Raw genomic sequence first — 18,031 nt, forward strand, 5'->3', positions numbered from 1 at the left:
CCGGGGTCGAGAATAACCAACAGGGAATCCGCGCGGGCCATGTCCGCACCCAATTCCACGGAAGGTGTCAATGCAACGCTACCGCAACGGCGAAGAGGGGCAACCCATTCCGCCCCGCTCGGATCGTTTCTACAAGGTTGGGGATGACTGGTACTTTCAGGTCCGCGGCGGCCGCTGTTTCGGACCCTACCCCTGTCGCAGTGAAGCCGAACAGGCGCTGGCCACCCTCTTTGAACCCCGCGCAAAGGAAAACCATTCCAGTTCGGTGGTGCACCTGTTCGCCGGCCGGCACAGTAAAAACCCACACACGCAGAGCCGCTGAGACCGCTCTACCTGTCTAACCGGCTGTTGAAAACTACTTTTCCAAGAGCCCGCTAAGGCGCATTTCAATACCCTGTGCCTGCATATAGCGCTTGGCCTCTTCCACAGTGTATTCGCCAAAGTGAAAAATACTTGCCGCCAGCACCGCATCGGCACCGCCCTGTAAAACACCTTCCGCCAGATGCTCCAGATCGCCGACGCCGCCGGACGCTATGACCGGGACCGCTACTGCATCACTCACCGCTCGGGTCAGTGCCAGGTCAAACCCGCTCCGGGTACCGTCGCGATCCATACTGGTGAGCAGTATTTCCCCGGCACCCAGGTCCGCCATCTTCTGCGCCCATTGCACCGCATCGATACCGGTGGGTTTGCGGCCGCCGTGGGTAAAAATCTCCCAGCGCTCACCCGCCACCTGCTTGGCGTCAATTGCGACAACAATGCACTGGCTGCCAAAACGCTCTGCCGCCTCGCGCACCAGCTCCGGGTTTTTCACTGCCGCCGAATTGATTGCGGTTTTATCCGCGCCGGCATTCAGCAGATTGCGGATATCCTGCAAGCTGCGCACACCCCCGCCGACGGTGAGGGGAATAAAGACCTGCGACGCAATCCGTTCAACCGTGTGCAGCGTGGTATCGCGCTGCTCGTGGGTAGCCGTGATATCGAGAAAAGTGATTTCGTCCGCACCGGCCTGGTTGTATCGCGCGGCGATTTCCACCGGATCCCCCGCATCGCGAATACCGACAAAATTGACCCCCTTCACCACTCTGCCGGCGTCCACATCCAGGCAGGGAATGATGCGCTTCGCGAGACCCACGCTTATTTTCCCCACTCGTCGCACAGGCTCTGGGCCGCGCGCAGATTCAATTTGTCCTCATAAATCGCGCGGCCGGTGATTGCCCCGTAGATTTCCCCGGCCTCCAGCAGTTGTTTGATATCCCCCATACTGCTGACACCGCCCGATGCGATGACGGGTACCTGAACCGCACGCGCCATCGCCAGGGTCGCGGGGATATTGACCCCCTGCATCATGCCGTCGCGGGCGATATCCGTGTAGACAATGGCACTGGTACCACAGTCGGCAAAGCGCCGCGCCAGCTCTGTCGCCTGCAGGCTGGACACCTCCGCCCAGCCCTCGGTGGCAACCAGGCCATCTTTGGCGTCCAGGCCGACAATAATATGGCCCTCGAACTCCCGACAGGCGTCCTTCACCAACTGCGGATCCTTCACCGCAGCGGTACCGATGATCACCCAGCTAACCCCGGCGTCGAGGTAATGTTCGATAGTGTGCAGATCGCGGATTCCACCACCGATCTGCACCGGCAACTGCGGAAATGCCCCGGCAATGGCGGTGACCACCTCGCCGTTGACCGGGTTGCCGGCAAAGGCGCCATCCAGGTCCACCAGATGGAGCCGGCGCGCCCCCTGCTCAACCCAGTGCCGGGCAGTGCCCAGGGGATCGTCGGAAAACACCGTAGCCTCTTCCATCTCCCCCTGTCGCAGGCGTACACACTGGCCGTTCTTAAGGTCTATCGCGGGAATAACTATCATCTTGAATCTTTATGGTTGACGGTAGAATAGGGTTGATCCGCTCGCTGCCGGCTATCAGACAGCGCCGTCCCAGTGGACGAAATTCTTCAGTAGCTGCAGGCCCACACCGGCACTTTTTTCCGGGTGAAACTGGGTGGTGAAAAGACTGCCCCGGGCCGCTGCCGCGGCCAGTTGGATACCATAGTCGGCCTGTCCCACCATCGCGCTGTTGCCCCCGGCCGGTACATAATAACTGTGTACGAAATAAAACCGGCTCTGGTCGTCGATACCCTGCCACAGAGGGTGGTCAACAACCTGGCGCACCCGGTTCCAGCCCATATGGGGCACCTTCAGACGCGCACCCTCCGAGCTCAGTCCGGTACCGAAAAACTTTACCGGCTGCGGAAAAATGCCGAGGCAGTCGACCCCATTATTCTCCTCGCTGTGGCGCATCATGATCTGCATACCCACACAGATCCCCAGAACAGGCAGTTCAGCCTCGATCGCCGAGCGCAGTAGAGGCTCGAACCCCGCCTGCCGGAATCCCGTCATGCAAGCGCCGATGGAACCCACTCCCGGCACCAGCAGGCGGTCCGCTCCAGCAGCCTGGTCCGGTCCTCCGGCCAACACCACCTCATCCTCCGGCGCGACCCGCTTCACAGCACTGACCACCGAGTGCAGGTTGCCCATACCGTAATCCAACACAGCAATCCTCTGCATGGTCAGAGCACACCTTTGGTGGAAGGCGTGGCGCCCGCCATGCGCGGGTCCAGAGTCAGGGCCATGCGCAGCGCGCGGCCAAAGGCCTTGAAGACCGTCTCCACCTGGTGGTGGGCATTGTGTCCACGCAGACAGTCGATATGCAGCGTCACCAGGGCGTGGTTTACGAAGCCCTGAAAGAACTCAAAAAACAGCTCGGTATCGAAGTTGCCGATGCGCTTTTGGGTAAAAGGCACATTCATTACCAGCCCCGGGCGACCGGAGAAATCCACCACCACCCTGGACAGAGCCTCATCCAGAGGCACATAGCTGTGGCCGTAGCGGGTCATGCCCTTTTTGTCCCCCGCCGCCTCGGCGATGGCCTTGCCCAGGGTAATGCCTATATCCTCCACCGTATGGTGATCGTCGATATGCACGTCACCCTTGCAGCTGATGTCCAGGTCGATCATGCCGTGACGGACTACCTGATCCAGCATGTGTTCCAGAAAGGGCACCCCGGTATCGAACCGGCCGCGACCGGTACCGTCCAGATTGACGCTGACCTGAATCCGGGTTTCAAGGGTGTCGCGGTTGACGCTGGCCTTGCGCATGAGCTGCATCCTGGTTCGCGGGTCGAACAAGCCGACCCGTCATTTGCGATAGAAGGTGCGGATTATAGGTCCAATCACAGCGCCTGTGACCCGATTGTCTCGGATGAAACTTGATTCGACCGAGTGATTGATTAAGATACGGCGCATGGTAAAGCACCCCCGTCAAAGAACGCCCATCTGGGCGAGCCTGCTGCTGCTGGTCGCACTGATCACGGCACAGCCGGTATTGGCGGAGCACATCCATTTCGCCGACCCCGCCCACGAACTGTGCGATATTTGCTTCAACCATATGCCGGCCACTCTGGGCAGCGAGTACCGGATGCTCCCTGCGGCCGCGCCCCTGACCCCCTTTAGCCACAGCGCACCTGTTGCCAGCGACAGCCAGCCAGAGCGCCAGAGTGCCCGCGCGCCGCCCGCCCCCCTGTTACACCATTAAAAAACCAACAATCCCGAAATTGGATTTCCGGTCTGCCGGGTTGCACCTAATAGTAATTGCCCGCAGCCGTGTAACAGGAACAGAACCGATGAAAAATTACAGCAAACTGGCCCTGGCAATCGCCGGCGCCCTCACTGTGCCCTATGGTTTCGCCCAGAGCGAGGTACTGGAAGAAGTCAATGTAACCGTCTCCCCTCTGGACAAGCCTGCTGATGCGGTGGCTGCGCCGGTTTCGGTACTCAGTGGAGACAAGCTGCGGGACAGGGCATCCGCAACTCTGGGTGACACCCTCAACAGCGAGTTGGGTGTGCACAACGCCTCCTTTGGGGGCGGTGTCGGCCTGCCGGTTATTCGCGGCCAGAGTGCCAACCGGGTCAAGATTCTGAGCGACAACCTGGATGTGGCCGATGCTTCCAACACCAGTTCCGACCATGCCGTCGGCATAGAACCACTGCTGGCCGAACGCATTGAAATCCTGCGCGGCCCCGCCGCACTGCGCTACGGTAGCGGCGCCATCGGTGGTGTCGTCAACGTCATTGACGGCCGTATTCCCACCCGATTGCCGGAGAAGACCTCCGGTGCTTTGGAGCTGCGCCACAACAGCGGCAATGACCAGGATGCCGGTGTGTTCCGCCTGGACGGCGGTGCCGGCCAGCTGGCCTGGTACCTGGACGGCGTCTACCGGGAAAACGGCGATACCCGCATCCCCGGGCTGGCGATTGTCGAACACGACGAAGAGCACCATGATGATGGGGATCACGCCGGGGAAGAGCACGAGGAAGAGTTCAACACCGATGGCTTTGTGGGCAATACCAACGGCCGCGCCCAAAGTGCCAGCGGCGGCCTGTCCTGGATTACCGACAGCGGCTTTGTCGGCCTTTCCATCAACCGGCTGGAAAACAACTACGGCATTCCCCAGGGCGCGCACGAGCATGAGCACGGAGATGACCACGGAGATGAACACGCTGGTGAAACCCCGGATGAGCATGAAGCCCATGCTGGTGAAGGCCCCGAATCCGTGCGTATCGACCTGGCCCAGACCCGCTTCGACCTGAAGAGCGAACACCGCTTCGACAGCGACTACTGGGACAAGCTCAGCGTGCGCGTCGGCTACAACGACTATGAACACGTGGAACTGGAGAATGGGGAGCCCGGCACCCGCTTTACCAATAAAGCCTGGGAGAGCCGTATCGAAGTGACCCACGACGACGGCGGTGAATGGCGCGGGGCCTACGGTCTGCAGCTAACGGACAAAGACTTCGCAGCTGTCGGTGAAGAGGCCTTTATTCAGCCCTCCAACACCACCAGCGCCGGCGCCTTCGCGATGAAGGAGCGCAGCTGGGACAACTGGCATCTGGACCTGGGGGGGCGCCTGGAACGGGTGGAGGTAAACCCGGACCTGGGCAGTGATCGCAACTTCAATCTGCTCGGCGCCAGCGCCGCCCTGCAGTACTTCCTCGCCGAACACCAGCATATCAGTCTCGGCCTCACCAGTGCCGAGCGCGCACCGGTGGCAGAGGAACTGTTCGCCGATGGCGCACACCTGGCAGAGGCGAGATACATCGTCGGCAACAGCGAACTGGATGCCGAGAACTCCGTCAATCTGGAACTGGGCTACCACCACCACAACGAAGAGGCGGCCGGCTGGCACGCCGCGCGGGTAGAAGTGAACCTGTTCTATAACCGCGTGAGCGACTATATCTACGCCCTCAATACCGGCCTCGAGGATGAGGAAAGCGAATTGCCGGTGTACGCCTACACCAATCGCGATGCCACCTTTTACGGTGCCGAAGCGTCGGTGCGACTGCCGCTGCGCGAATCTCTGTACCTGACCCTGTTCGGCGACAGCGTGCGGGCCCAGTTCGCGGACAGCGTCGCCGGGCAGAGCGACGACGTTCCGCGCATGCCGCCGCTACGCACCGGTATCGCCCTGGGTGGTGACTATCAGCAGCTGAGCTGGGAATGGCGCACCACCTATGCGTTTGAGCAGAATCACCCCGGCGCCTTCGAGGAACCCACCGACGGCTACACGCGCATGGACCTGACCGCGAATTACAATCTCCAGCTCGGCGATACCAACGCAGTGCTGTTTGCCAGTGCACGCAATCTGCTGGATGAGGAAATTCGCAATTCAACCTCACTGTTGCGGGACTTCGCGCCGGAGCAGGGCCGCAGTATCGAGGCCGGTATGCGCTTCAGGTTCTGATCCCCGCCTGTCTCCACTGTCATCGTCAATCAACCGGCTTCGCCTGGTTGGTTGGCGGTTATCGGTGCCCTGTTAGCCTGTGGAAAAGGCTTCCCTCAACCCGTGTTCGCGGAACCTGTCCGCAAACCCGTCACGACAAATCCAGCAGCCACGCGCTCGATTTGCACTCCGAACATTCCTTGTAAACATCCGTTAAAATCGTTCCCCGCCGGTAATCACAACAGCCTTGGCATAGTGACCATATCTCCTACAATAGTGCCGTCACAACACTCATAAGCCCGGCGCCTAAATAGACGCCAGCCGACGCCCAAGGGCCCGGCCCTACCGGATCAACCATAGGGACTTGCAGCTTCATGGCCTGGATCAAGCGCACCGCCACCGCCCTGCTTATCGTTCTCCTGTTACTGGCCGGCGCCGTCGCCTGGCTGCTGGCGGGTATCGATGTCAACAGGTACAAACCCCAATTCGAACAGCTCGCTGCCAAGCACGGCATAGCACTGGCACTGGACGGCGATATCGGCTGGCAGTTGTGGCCGGACCTGGCCCTGCAGCTGGACGGCGTTCAACTGGCGCCCCTGGCCCAGCCCGATCAACCACTGGTGAAAGCGGATCGCATCGCCGTCGGGGTCGCGCTGATGCCGCTGCTGAAAAAGCGCATCAAAGCACAGGAAATACTGTTACAGAAGCCGCAAATCCAACTGACCGTCGATAAAGACGGGCGCGGCAACTGGCAGCAGCTGACCCAGGCGGTGGAAAAGCAGCAGAGCCGCGCGGCAGAGGAACCCCCGAAGCTCGAAGTACCCGCCGGGAAATCCGGGCCCGGCGACCGACAGCTTCAGCTGGCACTGGACAAATTGCGCATCGAAGACGGCCGCGTCAGTTACAGCGACGCCGGCAAAGAAACCCAGTACACCGTCGAGAAACTGCGCCTGACCGCCGACAACCTGGTGCCCGGCGGCGAGCCGGGACAGGTCAGCGCCAATGCCCTGGTCAGCGGCAGCGCCCTGCAACAAGCTGTTACCCTGGAGCTGAACGGCACCCTGGCCCTGGACGAAGGCATCAGGGGCCTGCGCCTGCAGCCCCTGCAGCTGAGCGTATCCAGTGGTCCGGCGGCGGCCCTGGTTTCCCTGCGGGGCCACCTGCGCCGCAATGGCCCCGACGCGCCCTGGCGGATGCAGCTGAACCTCAAGGCCGAGGCCGAGCCACTGCGTCCCTGGCTGGATATCATGGGCACAGGCCTGTCTGTCCGCAGCGATACAGCCCTGCAGAAATTCAGTCTCGAAACCAGTATCGAGGGTACCGGGCGCAAACTCGATCTGACCCCGCTGCAACTGCAGCTCGACGATACCCAATTTACCGGCAGCGCCCAGTTGCGCAATGCGGACATGCCCGGACTGGATCTCACTCTGCGCGGCGGTGCGCTGATAGTCGATAATTACCTGCCGCCGCCCCCTGCGGACGCATCGGCGGAGCCGGCGGAAGCACCTGTGGAACCGGCGCCTGCGGCAGCGGAGCCGGAGCCAATCCCGCTGCCGTTGACCGCCATGCGCGGCTTCAACGCCAACATCGACCTGGGAATGGAACAATTGCAGGCCTTCGAGATCCAGCTGGACAAACCCCAGCTGCAATTGACCGTCGACAATGGCCTCTACCGCCTGCAGAAACTTTCCGCCGGCCTCTACGGCGGTGAACTGAATACCAATGGCACCTTCAATGCCCGCGCCCAGTCCGCCGAGACCAGCGTCAGCGGCGGCCTGACCGGTGTCGAACTCGCCAGGCTGCAACAAGCCCTGTTTCCCAGCGAACGGGTAAAACTGTCCGGCAGCGCCAGCGTCAACTGGACCGCGCAAACCCACGGCGCCGACACGGCACAACTGCAGGAGCAGCTGCGCGCCGCCATACAGGTCTCCAGCGACCAGCTGGCCCTGGCACCCTTCAATCTGGAAAGGGGCATGTGCCAGCTGGTCAGCCTTGTCGAGAAATCGCCACTGCCCCAAAGGGAGTGGCCAGCGCAGACCCGCCTGCAGGACCTGCGCGCCAATATAGCCGTCGAGGGTACGCAGGTGCAGGTTCGCGAGGTCCAGGCCGGTATCGAGAATATCGCCATGACCGGGGATGGGAGCCTGGATCTGCACAAAGGCGAGTTTGATTTTGCCCTCGGCCTGGCCCTGACGGGCCAGAAAACCTCCGCCGACGGTTGTTCTGTACAGAACGACCGCTGGCGCAACCGCCCGCTGCCGCTGCGCTGCAAGGGCAGTCTCGACGATGCCGGTATCGGCAGCTGCAAACCGGACAGCCGGCGCCTGGACGACCTGGCCCGCGAGGAACTGAAATACAAGGCGGAGAAAAAATACGGCCGCAAAGTGCAGGAAAAAGTGGACGAACTCAAAGACAGGCTCAAGGGCCTTTTCCGGCGCGACTGATAGCCGGCCACAGATCCGGGGCGGCCCCATAGCCGCCCCCTTTTGTTACACTGGCAGGCTCCCCCAAGCCCACCGCCAACAACCCAGCAGTCATGTCCCCAGAACAATTTCAGCACCGGGTGCTAACCTGGTTCGACCAGCACGGCCGCAAAGACCTGCCCTGGCAGCAGGATATCAACCCCTACCGGGTATGGGTGTCCGAGATAATGCTGCAGCAGACCCAGGTGAGCGCCGTCATCCCCTATTTCGAACGCTTCATGGGCAGCTTCCCCACGCTCGCGGACCTGGCCGCAGCGCCGCTGGATCGCGTGCTCGCCCACTGGAGCGGCCTCGGCTACTACGCCCGCGCACGCAACCTGCACAAGTGCGCGCAGGTCGTCGTGTCCACACATGGCGGGGCCCTGCCGGAAAACCTGGAAGAGCTGATAGCACTGCCCGGGATCGGCCGCTCCACCGCCGGCGCCATAGCCAGTATCAGCATGGGACTGAGGGCGCCGATCCTGGATGGCAACGTCAAGCGACTACTGGCCCGCCTGCACAGGGTAGCCGGGTGGCCGGGGCAGACGGCAGTCGCGAAAGAACTCTGGCAGCTGGCGGAGCAGTATACGCCCGTCACCAGAGGGGGGGACTACACCCAGGCCATGATGGACCTCGGCGCCACCCTCTGTACCCGCAGCAATCCCCGCTGCGGCGACTGCCCACTGGCCGCCCACTGCCAGGCACACCGACACGGCGACCCACAGGAGTTTCCCGGCAGGAAGCCCAGGCGGGACAAGCCGGTGCGCAGCACCACCATGCTGTTGCTGGAACACGGCGGTGCGCTGTTTTTACAGCAGAGGCCTCCGCAAGGTATCTGGGGTGGCCTCTGGACACCTCCGCAACTGGAGGACGGCAGTGAGAACGAGGCACGCCAGTGGCTGAGTACACAGGGCCTGGAAATTGCCGGGCTTCACCCCCTGCCGGAGCTGCGGCATACCTTTACCCATTTCCACCTGGATATAAGCCCCCTGTGGGTACAGCTGGCCTCACTGCCGGCGCAGGTGGCCGAGCACTCCGGCAGCTGGTATAAACTGCGCCAGCTCAACCGCCCCCGGGCGGCGCAGGAACTGGGCCTGCCGGCTCCGGTGGTCGGGCTTGTTCGACAACTGCAGAAACTCGCCAGCCAAAAACTGAGGGATAACGTCATGTCCAGAACCGTCTTCTGTCGCAAATACCAGCGGGAGCTGGAGGGCCTGTCGGCACCGCCCTTCCCCGGCCCCAAAGGTCAGGACATCTTTGAGCATGTATCGAAGCAGGCCTGGCAGGAGTGGCTGGCGCACCAAACCATGCTCATCAACGAAAAGCGTCTCAATATGATGGAGCCCTCCAGCCGCGTCTATCTGGGTGAGCAGATGGGCAAATTCCTCAGTGGCGAAGCCTATGACGCGGCCGAGGGCTATGTGCCGCCGGAAGTCGGTGAAAGCGACCGGAAGTGAAGGCTTACTCACCAAAAACCGTCGAGCAATCAAGGGCTTGACTCGGCCTAAAGGAGCGGGTTTAATACGCGCCTCGCAACGCCCGGCAAGCCCGGCGACCGCGTCCGGCCCAGATAGCTCAGTCGGTAGAGCAGGGGACTGAAAATCCCCGTGTCGGTGGTTCGATTCCGCCTCTGGGCACCATCTCCAAACCCGCGTCAGCGCTAGCTTTCGCGGGTTTTTTATTGTTTGCGTTCATGCACAGAAACACGCCAAAAAATCGTTAAGTGTCCACATTGTGTCCACGCAAATTTAGAGGCAGCCTGAACATGGCACTTAATAGGTTGAGCAGAGCACCTGTTAACTCTTATTGCCTGGCGAGTTTTAGGTTGGTTGTATTAATTAATGGCATCCGACGCAGGCTAACTGCACACACAAAAAATAAGATAGAGCACTCCGGTACTGCCGGGAAAACCCCGTGATTCCTGGCTATCGGTCATTTTTGGCTGTGAAAAACCTTTTCAAAACTCTTCATTTTTCTTCAATTTGTGAAATTCGGAAAATCGCTACAGCCCAAGGCTGGCGGGGGTTTGCGGTGTTTTCCAATTTCGCTGGCTAAGGAAAAGCGCAAAACGCGCAGGCGTGGGGAGGAGTGATCGCCAGGCCTTTTGGGGATTCCATTTTCGTTGGGTTTGGCGTCAGCTACTTAGTTAAGTATTTGAATTTTCGAGACTTGTTAGATTTGGCGGCGTGATAACCCCGCACTGCTGGCGGCAAAATGCAATGAAAAGAAATGAAATCAGGATAGGTCCAGCGGCTCGCCGGTGTAGTGCGTAGAAGTCGCCCTTTCCACCGGCCGCACCGAAAGGGGATGACCGGCGTATTCAATAATGGCGATGCTGGAACAACGCAACACAGCGCTCCAGGTCCTATATAGACCGCAAAAGCAAGAGGCTAATTGGCTGGCATAGAATTTTGAACGCCCCGCCACATAACATCGTCTTGAGTTACTTCAAAACCTCTTACTCTAAGGAACCAATATTCCAAGTTTCAATAACGCTACCTCCATACAAACCACATGTACCCGATCCAAAAGCCGCAACAGTTGATCCTGAAAGCTTCGCAGCTAACGCCATGCTTAATACTGCTTTCCCCCCTTCAGTACGCGCATCTACAGCCAATGCATTGCCATAGTTTTGTTTATCCGAGCACGCGGCTGGAGTTCCGCCTAGAGGTTGCTCAAAAACTATCATGGCTCTCCCATCATGATCGACTCGAACCCTCTTTATCTTTCCAGTGACCGAAGCGGCAGAATAAGCATTTGCCACAAATAATGCTGCAATAGCTGGAATCAACAATTTTTTCATTTTACGCACCATAATAAGATTAACTTAGTGTATACCTTATTTGACTCTCGCCCGAAGATTGAATAGTCAAATCAAATCCTTTTAATTTATATGATGACAAGAACCAAGCAAAATTTCAAAAATAAGATTCCCGATTAGAGACATCGATTGGAAACGAAGCGACTATAACGCCGTGCCCGGCAGTAACAGTGGAAACCTGCTGGGTGGGCCTGCGACGACGGCCGAAGATCATGCGCTCAGGGTGGCGAACGCCGTACTCCTGGAGAAAGCGTTCGATTCCGGCATCGTCGTCCACATCGAATACGCTACACATTGCTCTCCCTAGCTTCCGCTCTCTTTCTGAGTTCCCACACCAGCTCCATTTCCTGAATCACCGCCCGGCGATGATTCAGGCCATCCATTATAGCGGCACGCAAATCACAGCCGACCGCAGCAGAATAGGTGCCGTAGAACTCCAGATAATTCAACAGCTGGATCTTATACATGGGTTGCCGGTCATAGCGCTCCAGCCGAAAGCGGCGGATCTTCACCGGCTCGCCATCGATAATAATAGTCCTGGGCCGCATGTCCACCTCCATAAATATACTGTATGTACATACAGCATATAGAAAAAAGGCGAAAAATTGTCAATCTGATGCAATCAATTAGAGGTCAATGCCCGCCAGCTTTATGGCAATGGCTTACTTAGATAAAAGAAAGCGGAATGAAATTTCTAATAAAATTCAACTTATAATATTAGGTTGCTTTTAAGAAAACAAATAGGCATAAAATTGTCAGTATTTCTATAATTGGGAAATAACGTTATCTCGACCAACAATATTTACCTCACTTGACACTTGTGGAATACGCTGAGGAAGGCGTGGTCAATATTCCCTACAGAGATTCGTCCTTGCCCTACCTCTGACTAATAGCCTGACCGCACCATTGATCACCCTATTCCTGCACATCTTCAATGCTATCCAAAAATGAAAAAGCCCGTAGAACGGGCTTTTTACAAAAGAACAGTTTATGGTTCTATATCGCAGGGTGGATTCGAACAACCTGTATTGCCGCCACCTGAGCCACCACCTGAACCACCACCTGAACCACCGCCGGTGCCGGTACTACCACCTTGCACTACGCGGCTAGTCCAAGAGCTAAAAAATTCGCCATCAAAACTTCTGAAACGGTATTCCGTATCACAGCGCTCAGCAAAACTATAGTCTGATTGGAGGCTAAGGGATTGGACATTTCCCCAAGTAGCCGTTTCTTCCCTGACGTCGCATAGAGCCCCATTCCATACGGCAATCCCCTTGCGCTGGATCTGATATTTCATCGGCAGCCCCGCCGTGGCATTTACAGCATACAACTGGTCCATCGTACCGGACATGTAGAAGGTGCCATAATCATAGCCACCACTAGTAGAGGTGTTGCCTACTGCCACAGAAATGGTAGGAGCATTGATGGCGAGGAATGTCGCATTGTCACAAACGTCTTCATTTTTTTCAACGACTGCAACATAGTTTGTGCCGCGAAAACTAGGAGTTAAATGGATATCAGAAATTCCTGACTCACTAATCGAACTTGTTCTTGTCTGAGTAATCGTAACTGTAGATGGTGGTATGAAGTAAGCTAGTCTCCATTCCGTTCCATGCCCCCATGCTTCTAAAATCGGGGATTGAGATTTGAACGTATATGACCTGCCCACTACTGCTCTCTGGGGATAGGTTTCAACATAAATCTTACTTGTGTTCTCAGGATAGTTGCCACACCCTGGTACAATAGTATTAGCAATCACTTGCCCAGAAATAATGCTTAAGCTAAAAACAGCTACATAAGCCACTATTTTATTTGGCAAAAAATCAAAACTGCTCATTTTAAAACCTTATACATTTATTATTAATCAAAGAAAACCGTGCCTTTATATTACTCGAAAATATTTTTTTGTCGAGCACTACAAAAACGCCTTCGATAATTAAATTTATTTGATTACAGCCGCGCTTTATTTACTCAGTAAATACGCTCAATATTAATAACTCCTTTTCAACCCTTTATCCCACTCAGCTTCTCTATTAATAAGTCCGCATCATTCCCGGCACTAGTAAAACTTTCAAAATTTTCCGGCGCCAGACTTGTGCCACTGCCGGCCATCACGCCCAGATGCTTGTGGGTGGCCAAATCCTCGGCGAGGGTTTTGACCACCCCGATCAAATCACTGAGTAGCTGCAGCACATTGTGGGATTCATTGCCGAGCCAGATGGTGCCGCCGTCCTCCACTTTGATTACCTGTTTGAGTTTGGCGATCCGCTCGGCGATATTGCCCACATGCTCTTTCAGATCCCGCGTGGCTGTGCTGTTGAGATCGCTGGTGGTGGCGAGGTTTAGGTTGTCCAGCGCGGACAGGTTGGCGGTGCCGCCGCTCAGCAGACGCAGCGCGCCCAGTGCCTCGATGAGTTTTACCCCGGCGATTTCTTCCAGCGAGTGTTGGCGCACCTGTTTGTGCTCGCTGTCGTAGTCGGCCAGGTGTTCAGCGGCCGAGTCTTTCCGCTGCAGTGCCGTCTCGCGGATATCGCCTTGGGTGTCGCGGGTCCAGTGGCCGCTGGCGTCCACTTTTTGCCGCACCGCTTCACTCCGCTGCCACAGGGATTCCTCCCGATCCAGCGCCGGTAGTCCCATATGGCGGCCCAGCAGGGTATGGATAAACGGCTGGTCCGGCCGGCCAAAGGCAAACGCGAGCTCCACCAGTGCGCCCGGTTCCGGAAAGCCGAACTGGCCCCGTTCGTTGCCGGCATAAGTGAGTGGCAAGGGCATACTGCGAAACACCGGCACTGCTTTGTCCGGCTGGCCCTGTTCGTCCAGCAGCTGCACATCCACCGCAAAGCGGGGCCGGTAAGCGTCCGCCAGTTGCGGCTGCGCCGGGGGATCGCTGACGGCCACCACCTGCGCCAGCAGCGGCAGGTGCAGGCGACTTTTCAGGTCCGGGTAGGCGCGGTCCAGCAGCCGCTTCAGTTGCGCTTCCACGGGTCCGCGCTCCAGGTGAAATGAAATCAGGAAAGGTCCAGCGGCTCGCCGGTGTAGTGCGTAGAAGTCGCCCTTTCCACCGGCCGCACCGACAGCGGATGACCGGCATATTCAATATGCGGATGCAGGTAGGGCTCAAAGGAGGCAGTGTCCTCCCCCCCACTGAGCCAGTCCTGCACAAACTTCTGATCGGCCGGCGCCACCATGGGTAGGGATTTATCGTGATATTTCCTGGTCCTGGGATGGGCCGCAATGGTGATGATGGAACAGCTCAACATGTCGCCCCAGGTCTTATACAGGCCGCAAAAGAAAAAAGGTTCGCCATAGCTAAATTCAACGGGGTTCTTACCACGCAGACTTTCCACCCAGGCGGTGGCGGGAATGAGGCAGCGGGATTTACGATACTCGGGGCGCTTATCCACCTTTTGCCAGTTGCTGTTGATGGACCAGTATTTGCGGTGTGGTTTCCAGCTTTCCCCGTCCCGTTCAAGATACAGGTGCCAGATGGCGCTTTCTACTTCCGGCGCGCCGTGCCTGGCAGTAACAATGGAAACCTGCTGAGTGGGCCTGCGGCGACGGCCAAAGATCATGCGGTCAGGGTGGCGAACGCCGTACTCATGGAGAAAGCGCTCGATTCCAGCATCGTCTTCCACATCGAATACGCTACACATTGCTCTCCCTAGCTTCCGCTCTCTTTCTGAGTTCCTGCACCAGCTACATTTTTCGAATCATCGCCTGACGCGGATCATTTAATGCTCTGAAGGGCCTCTTCGATTTCTTTTAGTTGCTCTTGGGTAACTTTGGAACTCTGTAATTCCTCCAGCGCTAACTTATAAGCCACACTGAAGGCACCGTCCTTGCTTGTCGCAATATCAGGCTGAACACCAACACCTTCCCAATTTCTATTGGTAATAGGATTAATTGCTTTTGCTATTGGAATAGCTACTCTGAAGCTATCAGTGAGCTCAAAAAATTTCCAAGGATTTGCGCCACCCTTGGTTACCTCTCCAATAATAGTCGCACGCTTAAGAGACTGTAAATTATATGCAAACTCTTCAGCAGCAGAAAATGTAGCTTTACTGGTCAAAACATACACTGGCACCTCAGATTGAGCGCCATTTTCTATATCTGCGTAAGTCCAGAATTCAGTGGTAGAATCACTTTCTTTCCAATAAATAGAATTTAAATGCACCCGGCCTTCGAGTAAGTAGCTGCTAATTAGGCGAACCATATCAGCGCTACCGCCACGGTTATTCCTTAGATCAAAAATCAGCGCATCTGACCCCGAAACAAACTGTAAAGCTGTGTTTGCTCGAGACTTTGATTTAGCATTAACGTTATCGAAACCCCAAAAATCAATATAACCAATATTTCCTTCTAAGATTTCGACTTTTTGAAATCCAGAATGTTTCCTGTCAAGCTTTGAAAACCAGCCTTCATATACCAATTTGTCATCTTTGTGCGCGGGGTCACTCCATCTTACGCCAAAATGTTTGTCATGTTGTTGCAAAGTGAGATTCAATATTTCAGCAATTTTAGCTGGGTCTTCAAGCTCATTAAACTCCGCTTGCATCTGCACATCGGATAAAGACCTGGTAATTTCAGGAAGCTTTTCTTCCATCACGTAATTTTCAGATACCTTTTCAAGGAGAAGCTTTACCAACTGACTATGTTTAGCCTCACCAGCGCTTGTTATAGGGGCGATCAATAAGCATAAAACAAATGCGATTATTCTCATTCTAACCTCGATAAGTGATGTCTGCATCTGGCACATAATAGTTATATGGTGGTCTCTACGACCACTTTGTCCGAGACCGTTATTTCTTTGCAGGTTTTTATGATAAATGCTCACAAAGCCCCACCAGCTCAAGCCTTTTGGGCATATTTGTGCTGCTTTCATTTTTGGCAAACTGATCGCTTCGCCTCCTGTCCCGTTTCCAAGTGAGGTCTGTGACCCTGTATTTCTTTTATAGTTTCTGGTGATTTTGGATTCCGCGCTGAGAAATCGGTCCCGGTAATCATTTTTCTGTAAAACTGGCGCAAAATACATTTTTTAAACCAGCACTTTCGATCACAGCATCTTCTCCCCGAATCTATTCCATTATGTCGTCGAATTTTCTCTTCAAGGTGCCGGCCTGGTTGCCAGCTTCAGTGTAAGTGTTCGCGCTCTGCGGCGCCTGGCTTGTACCACTGCCGGCCGTCACGCCCAAGTGCTTGTGGGTGGCCAGGTCCTCGGCGAGGGTTTTGACCACCCCGATCAAATCACTGAGCAGCTGCAGTACATTATCGGATTCATTGTCGAGCCAGATGGTGCCGCCATCCTTCACCTTGATCACCTGTTTGAGTTTGGCGATCCGCTCGGCGATACTGCCCACATGCTCTTTCAGGTCCCGCGCGGTAGTGCTGTTGAGATCGCTGGCGGTGGTGAGGTCTAAGTTGTCCAGCGCGAAGAGGCTGGCGGTGCCGCTGCTCAGTAAGCGCAGCGCGCCCGTGCTCCAATTAATTTCAACCCGGCAATTTCTTCCAGCGAATGTTGACGCACCTGTTTGTGCTAGCTGTCGTAGTCAGCCAGATGTTCCACGGCTGAGCCTTTCCGTTGCAGTGCCGTCGCGGATATCACCGTGGATATCTCGGCTCCAGTGGCCGTTGGCGTCCACCTTTTACCGCACCGCCTCGCTTTGCTGCCACAGGGGTCCCTCCCGGTCCAGCAGCGGCACTGACCGGTCGGCGACGCTCAGGCGTTTGCAGTCACACCTTTCTGTCCTCCACACTGGCCCCGGTTTGGGTATCCGGGACCAGGGCGTCGTCGTCCGTTTTAGGATCTGTCTACACTAGGGAACGTCTGAATAACTCAACAATCGCTACGGCAGTATCAGTATTTTCTGGTGCGGGCCTGAATTTGACCAAAACAACCCTGAGGTTGTTTGTTTTTTCACCTGGAATCTACTTCTCAGCAGATTCCAGGTGCACTGGCCCTAAGCCAGAAGATATTTTTGACTGCGAAGCAGGTTTGACAGACCAGCTAGTACATACAACCGGTTGGTGTTCTTTGCCAACCCACGATAGCGAGCCTTGCTGTATCCGAACATGCGTTTGATATAGAAAAATGCATGTTCTACCTTCGCGCGTACGCTTGCCTTGGTCGTTTCAGCTCGCTCAATGTCTGCAAATTTTAGCTGCTTTCGCCTACCAGGCCGCATCGCAATATGCCAATCCAAATTCCTTGAAGCGAGCGCCTCCCGGTTTTGTGCACCTGTGTAACCCGCATCCGCCCAGACGCGTTTTTCTTCTCCATGAAGTAGCTTGTCCGCCACATTCAGATCATGCTCGCTAGCTGGTGTGGTTTCGATACTGTGAATCAGGCCGAGCGATTCATCGACGCCAATGTGCATCTTCATACCAAAGTGCCATTCGTTGCCCTTCTTTGTCTGGCGCATTTCCGGGTCGCGCTTACCGTCTTTGTTCTTTGTCGAACTCGGGGCTGAAATGATACTGGCATCCACTATACTGCCTTCTCGCAAAATCAGACCGTGCTGGTCTAAGTGCTTGTTGATCTTATTAAACAGTTTTTTGCCAAGTTGATGCTCTTCAAGCAGGTGACGGAAGTTTAGGATCGTTGTCTCATCGGGCACGCGATCCAACCGAATACCGGCAAAGCGGCGCATTGATTCTATCTCATAAAGAGCGTCTTCCATGGCGGGATCGCTCAAGTTGTAGGCCAACTGCATAATGTGGATACGCAACATGGCGGGCAGTGGATAAGGTGGCCGACCCATGCCGCCACGGGCATAATACTTGGCGATGGATGACTCCAACTGCCTCCACGGCAACAACTGATTCAGCTTTTCGAGGAACAGTTCACGCCGTGTTTTGCGTTTCTTGATAGTGTATTCGGCTTCGGCGAAGGTCAGTTGGCTCATGATTGAATCTGTGTATGTTGGAAATGGGGTAAATTATGCCAGACTGAAGCAGTTTTTCAGAGGTTCC

17 protein-coding genes, 1 tRNA gene and 2 pseudogenes are annotated in these 18,031 nt (G+C 56.2%); 7 read left to right on the forward strand and 13 right to left on the reverse strand.

Features of this window, described 5'->3' with window-relative positions; all coding sequences use genetic code 11:
* The first annotated feature begins 70 nt into the window (after positions 1-70).
* Positions 71-322, forward strand: coding sequence for a DUF6316 family protein (locus ABVT36_RS04300; protein WP_368455428.1), 252 nt, complete (start codon positions 71-73; stop codon positions 320-322).
* Positions 323-355: 33 nt separating this feature from the next.
* Here the strand turns inward: ABVT36_RS04300 and hisF are convergent, their stop codons facing one another.
* From hisF to hisB, 4 genes are read right to left on the reverse strand one after another with little or no spacing between them, the layout of a single operon-like run.
* Positions 356-1,135, reverse strand: coding sequence for an imidazole glycerol phosphate synthase subunit HisF (gene hisF, locus ABVT36_RS04305; RefSeq protein ID WP_368455429.1), 780 nt, complete (start codon positions 1,133-1,135; stop codon positions 356-358).
* A gap of 2 nt (positions 1,136-1,137) precedes the next feature.
* On the reverse strand, positions 1,138-1,869 hold the full coding sequence (hisA, locus tag ABVT36_RS04310; protein WP_367149002.1) for a 1-(5-phosphoribosyl)-5-[(5-phosphoribosylamino)methylideneamino]imidazole-4-carboxamide isomerase: 732 nt from the start codon (positions 1,867-1,869) through the stop codon (positions 1,138-1,140).
* Between the two features lie 54 nt (positions 1,870-1,923).
* The gene (gene hisH, locus ABVT36_RS04315) at positions 1,924-2,568 is read right to left on the reverse strand and encodes an imidazole glycerol phosphate synthase subunit HisH (RefSeq protein ID WP_368455430.1); all 645 of its coding nucleotides are present in this window, start codon (positions 2,566-2,568) and stop codon (positions 1,924-1,926) included.
* Between the two features lie 2 nt (positions 2,569-2,570).
* Positions 2,571-3,167: an imidazoleglycerol-phosphate dehydratase HisB gene (gene hisB / locus ABVT36_RS04320; RefSeq protein ID WP_368455431.1), complete on the reverse strand. Its 597-nt coding sequence runs from the start codon at positions 3,165-3,167 to the stop codon at positions 2,571-2,573.
* A 136-nt stretch (positions 3,168-3,303) separates the two neighbouring features.
* Here hisB and ABVT36_RS04325 point away from each other — a divergent pair, with 136 nt between their 5' ends.
* The 6 genes and pseudogenes from ABVT36_RS04325 (at position 3,304) to ABVT36_RS04350 (ending at position 9,881) form a co-directional block, all read left to right on the forward strand.
* Complete coding sequence (locus tag ABVT36_RS04325; RefSeq protein WP_368455432.1) at positions 3,304-3,594, forward strand: hypothetical protein; 291 nt, start codon at positions 3,304-3,306, stop codon at positions 3,592-3,594.
* A gap of 88 nt (positions 3,595-3,682) precedes the next feature.
* Complete coding sequence (locus ABVT36_RS04330) at positions 3,683-5,800, forward strand: TonB-dependent receptor (RefSeq protein ID WP_368455433.1); 2,118 nt, start codon at positions 3,683-3,685, stop codon at positions 5,798-5,800.
* A gap of 353 nt (positions 5,801-6,153) precedes the next feature.
* Positions 6,154-8,223 (forward strand): AsmA family protein, encoded by a 2,070-nt coding sequence (locus ABVT36_RS04335; protein ID WP_368455434.1) that lies wholly within the window; start codon positions 6,154-6,156, stop codon positions 8,221-8,223.
* A gap of 92 nt (positions 8,224-8,315) precedes the next feature.
* Positions 8,316-9,368: pseudogene (gene mutY / locus ABVT36_RS04340) on the forward strand (A/G-specific adenine glycosylase); the annotation flags it as partial.
* 39 nt (positions 9,369-9,407) lie between these two features.
* Positions 9,408-9,698 (forward strand): oxidative damage protection protein, encoded by a 291-nt coding sequence (locus tag ABVT36_RS04345; RefSeq protein WP_368455450.1) that lies wholly within the window; start codon positions 9,408-9,410, stop codon positions 9,696-9,698.
* 107 nt (positions 9,699-9,805) lie between these two features.
* Positions 9,806-9,881, forward strand: a tRNA-Phe gene (locus tag ABVT36_RS04350).
* A gap of 818 nt (positions 9,882-10,699) precedes the next feature.
* Here ABVT36_RS04350 and ABVT36_RS04355 read toward each other — a convergent pair.
* The 9 genes and pseudogenes from ABVT36_RS04355 to ABVT36_RS04395 all read right to left on the reverse strand — a co-directional run bounded on the left by ABVT36_RS04355 (position 10,700) and on the right by ABVT36_RS04395 (position 17,964).
* Complete coding sequence (locus tag ABVT36_RS04355) at positions 10,700-11,044, reverse strand: hypothetical protein (RefSeq protein ID WP_368455435.1); 345 nt, start codon at positions 11,042-11,044, stop codon at positions 10,700-10,702.
* Positions 11,045-11,159: 115 nt separating this feature from the next.
* Complete coding sequence (locus ABVT36_RS04360; protein WP_368455436.1) at positions 11,160-11,357, reverse strand: hypothetical protein; 198 nt, start codon at positions 11,355-11,357, stop codon at positions 11,160-11,162.
* The gene (locus tag ABVT36_RS04365) at positions 11,350-11,610 is read right to left on the reverse strand and encodes a hypothetical protein (protein WP_368455437.1); all 261 of its coding nucleotides are present in this window, start codon (positions 11,608-11,610) and stop codon (positions 11,350-11,352) included. The genes ABVT36_RS04360 and ABVT36_RS04365 overlap by 8 nt, the downstream gene beginning before the upstream one ends.
* Before the next feature lie 440 nt (positions 11,611-12,050).
* Positions 12,051-12,899: a hypothetical protein gene (locus ABVT36_RS04370; RefSeq protein ID WP_368455438.1), complete on the reverse strand. Its 849-nt coding sequence runs from the start codon at positions 12,897-12,899 to the stop codon at positions 12,051-12,053.
* A gap of 167 nt (positions 12,900-13,066) precedes the next feature.
* Positions 13,067-14,044, reverse strand: a complete 978-nt coding sequence (locus ABVT36_RS04375; RefSeq protein ID WP_368455439.1) for a hypothetical protein — start codon at positions 14,042-14,044, stop codon at positions 13,067-13,069.
* A gap of 26 nt (positions 14,045-14,070) precedes the next feature.
* Complete coding sequence (locus tag ABVT36_RS04380; RefSeq protein ID WP_368455440.1) at positions 14,071-14,715, reverse strand: SOS response-associated peptidase family protein; 645 nt, start codon at positions 14,713-14,715, stop codon at positions 14,071-14,073.
* Positions 14,716-14,789: 74 nt separating this feature from the next.
* Positions 14,790-16,094: a S41 family peptidase gene (locus tag ABVT36_RS04385; RefSeq protein WP_368455442.1), complete on the reverse strand. Its 1,305-nt coding sequence runs from the start codon at positions 16,092-16,094 to the stop codon at positions 14,790-14,792.
* A 43-nt stretch (positions 16,095-16,137) separates the two neighbouring features.
* A complete protein-coding gene (locus ABVT36_RS04390) occupies positions 16,138-16,419 on the reverse strand; it encodes a hypothetical protein (RefSeq protein WP_368455443.1) in 282 nt (93 codons plus the stop codon).
* Positions 16,420-16,987: 568 nt separating this feature from the next.
* Positions 16,988-17,964, reverse strand: a pseudogene (locus ABVT36_RS04395) (IS5 family transposase).
* Positions 17,965-18,031: the final 67 nt, after the last annotated feature.

It is taken from the genome of Microbulbifer sp. TYP-18 (assembly GCF_040932045.1).
Classification (GTDB): Bacteria; Pseudomonadota; Gammaproteobacteria; order Pseudomonadales; family Cellvibrionaceae; genus Microbulbifer.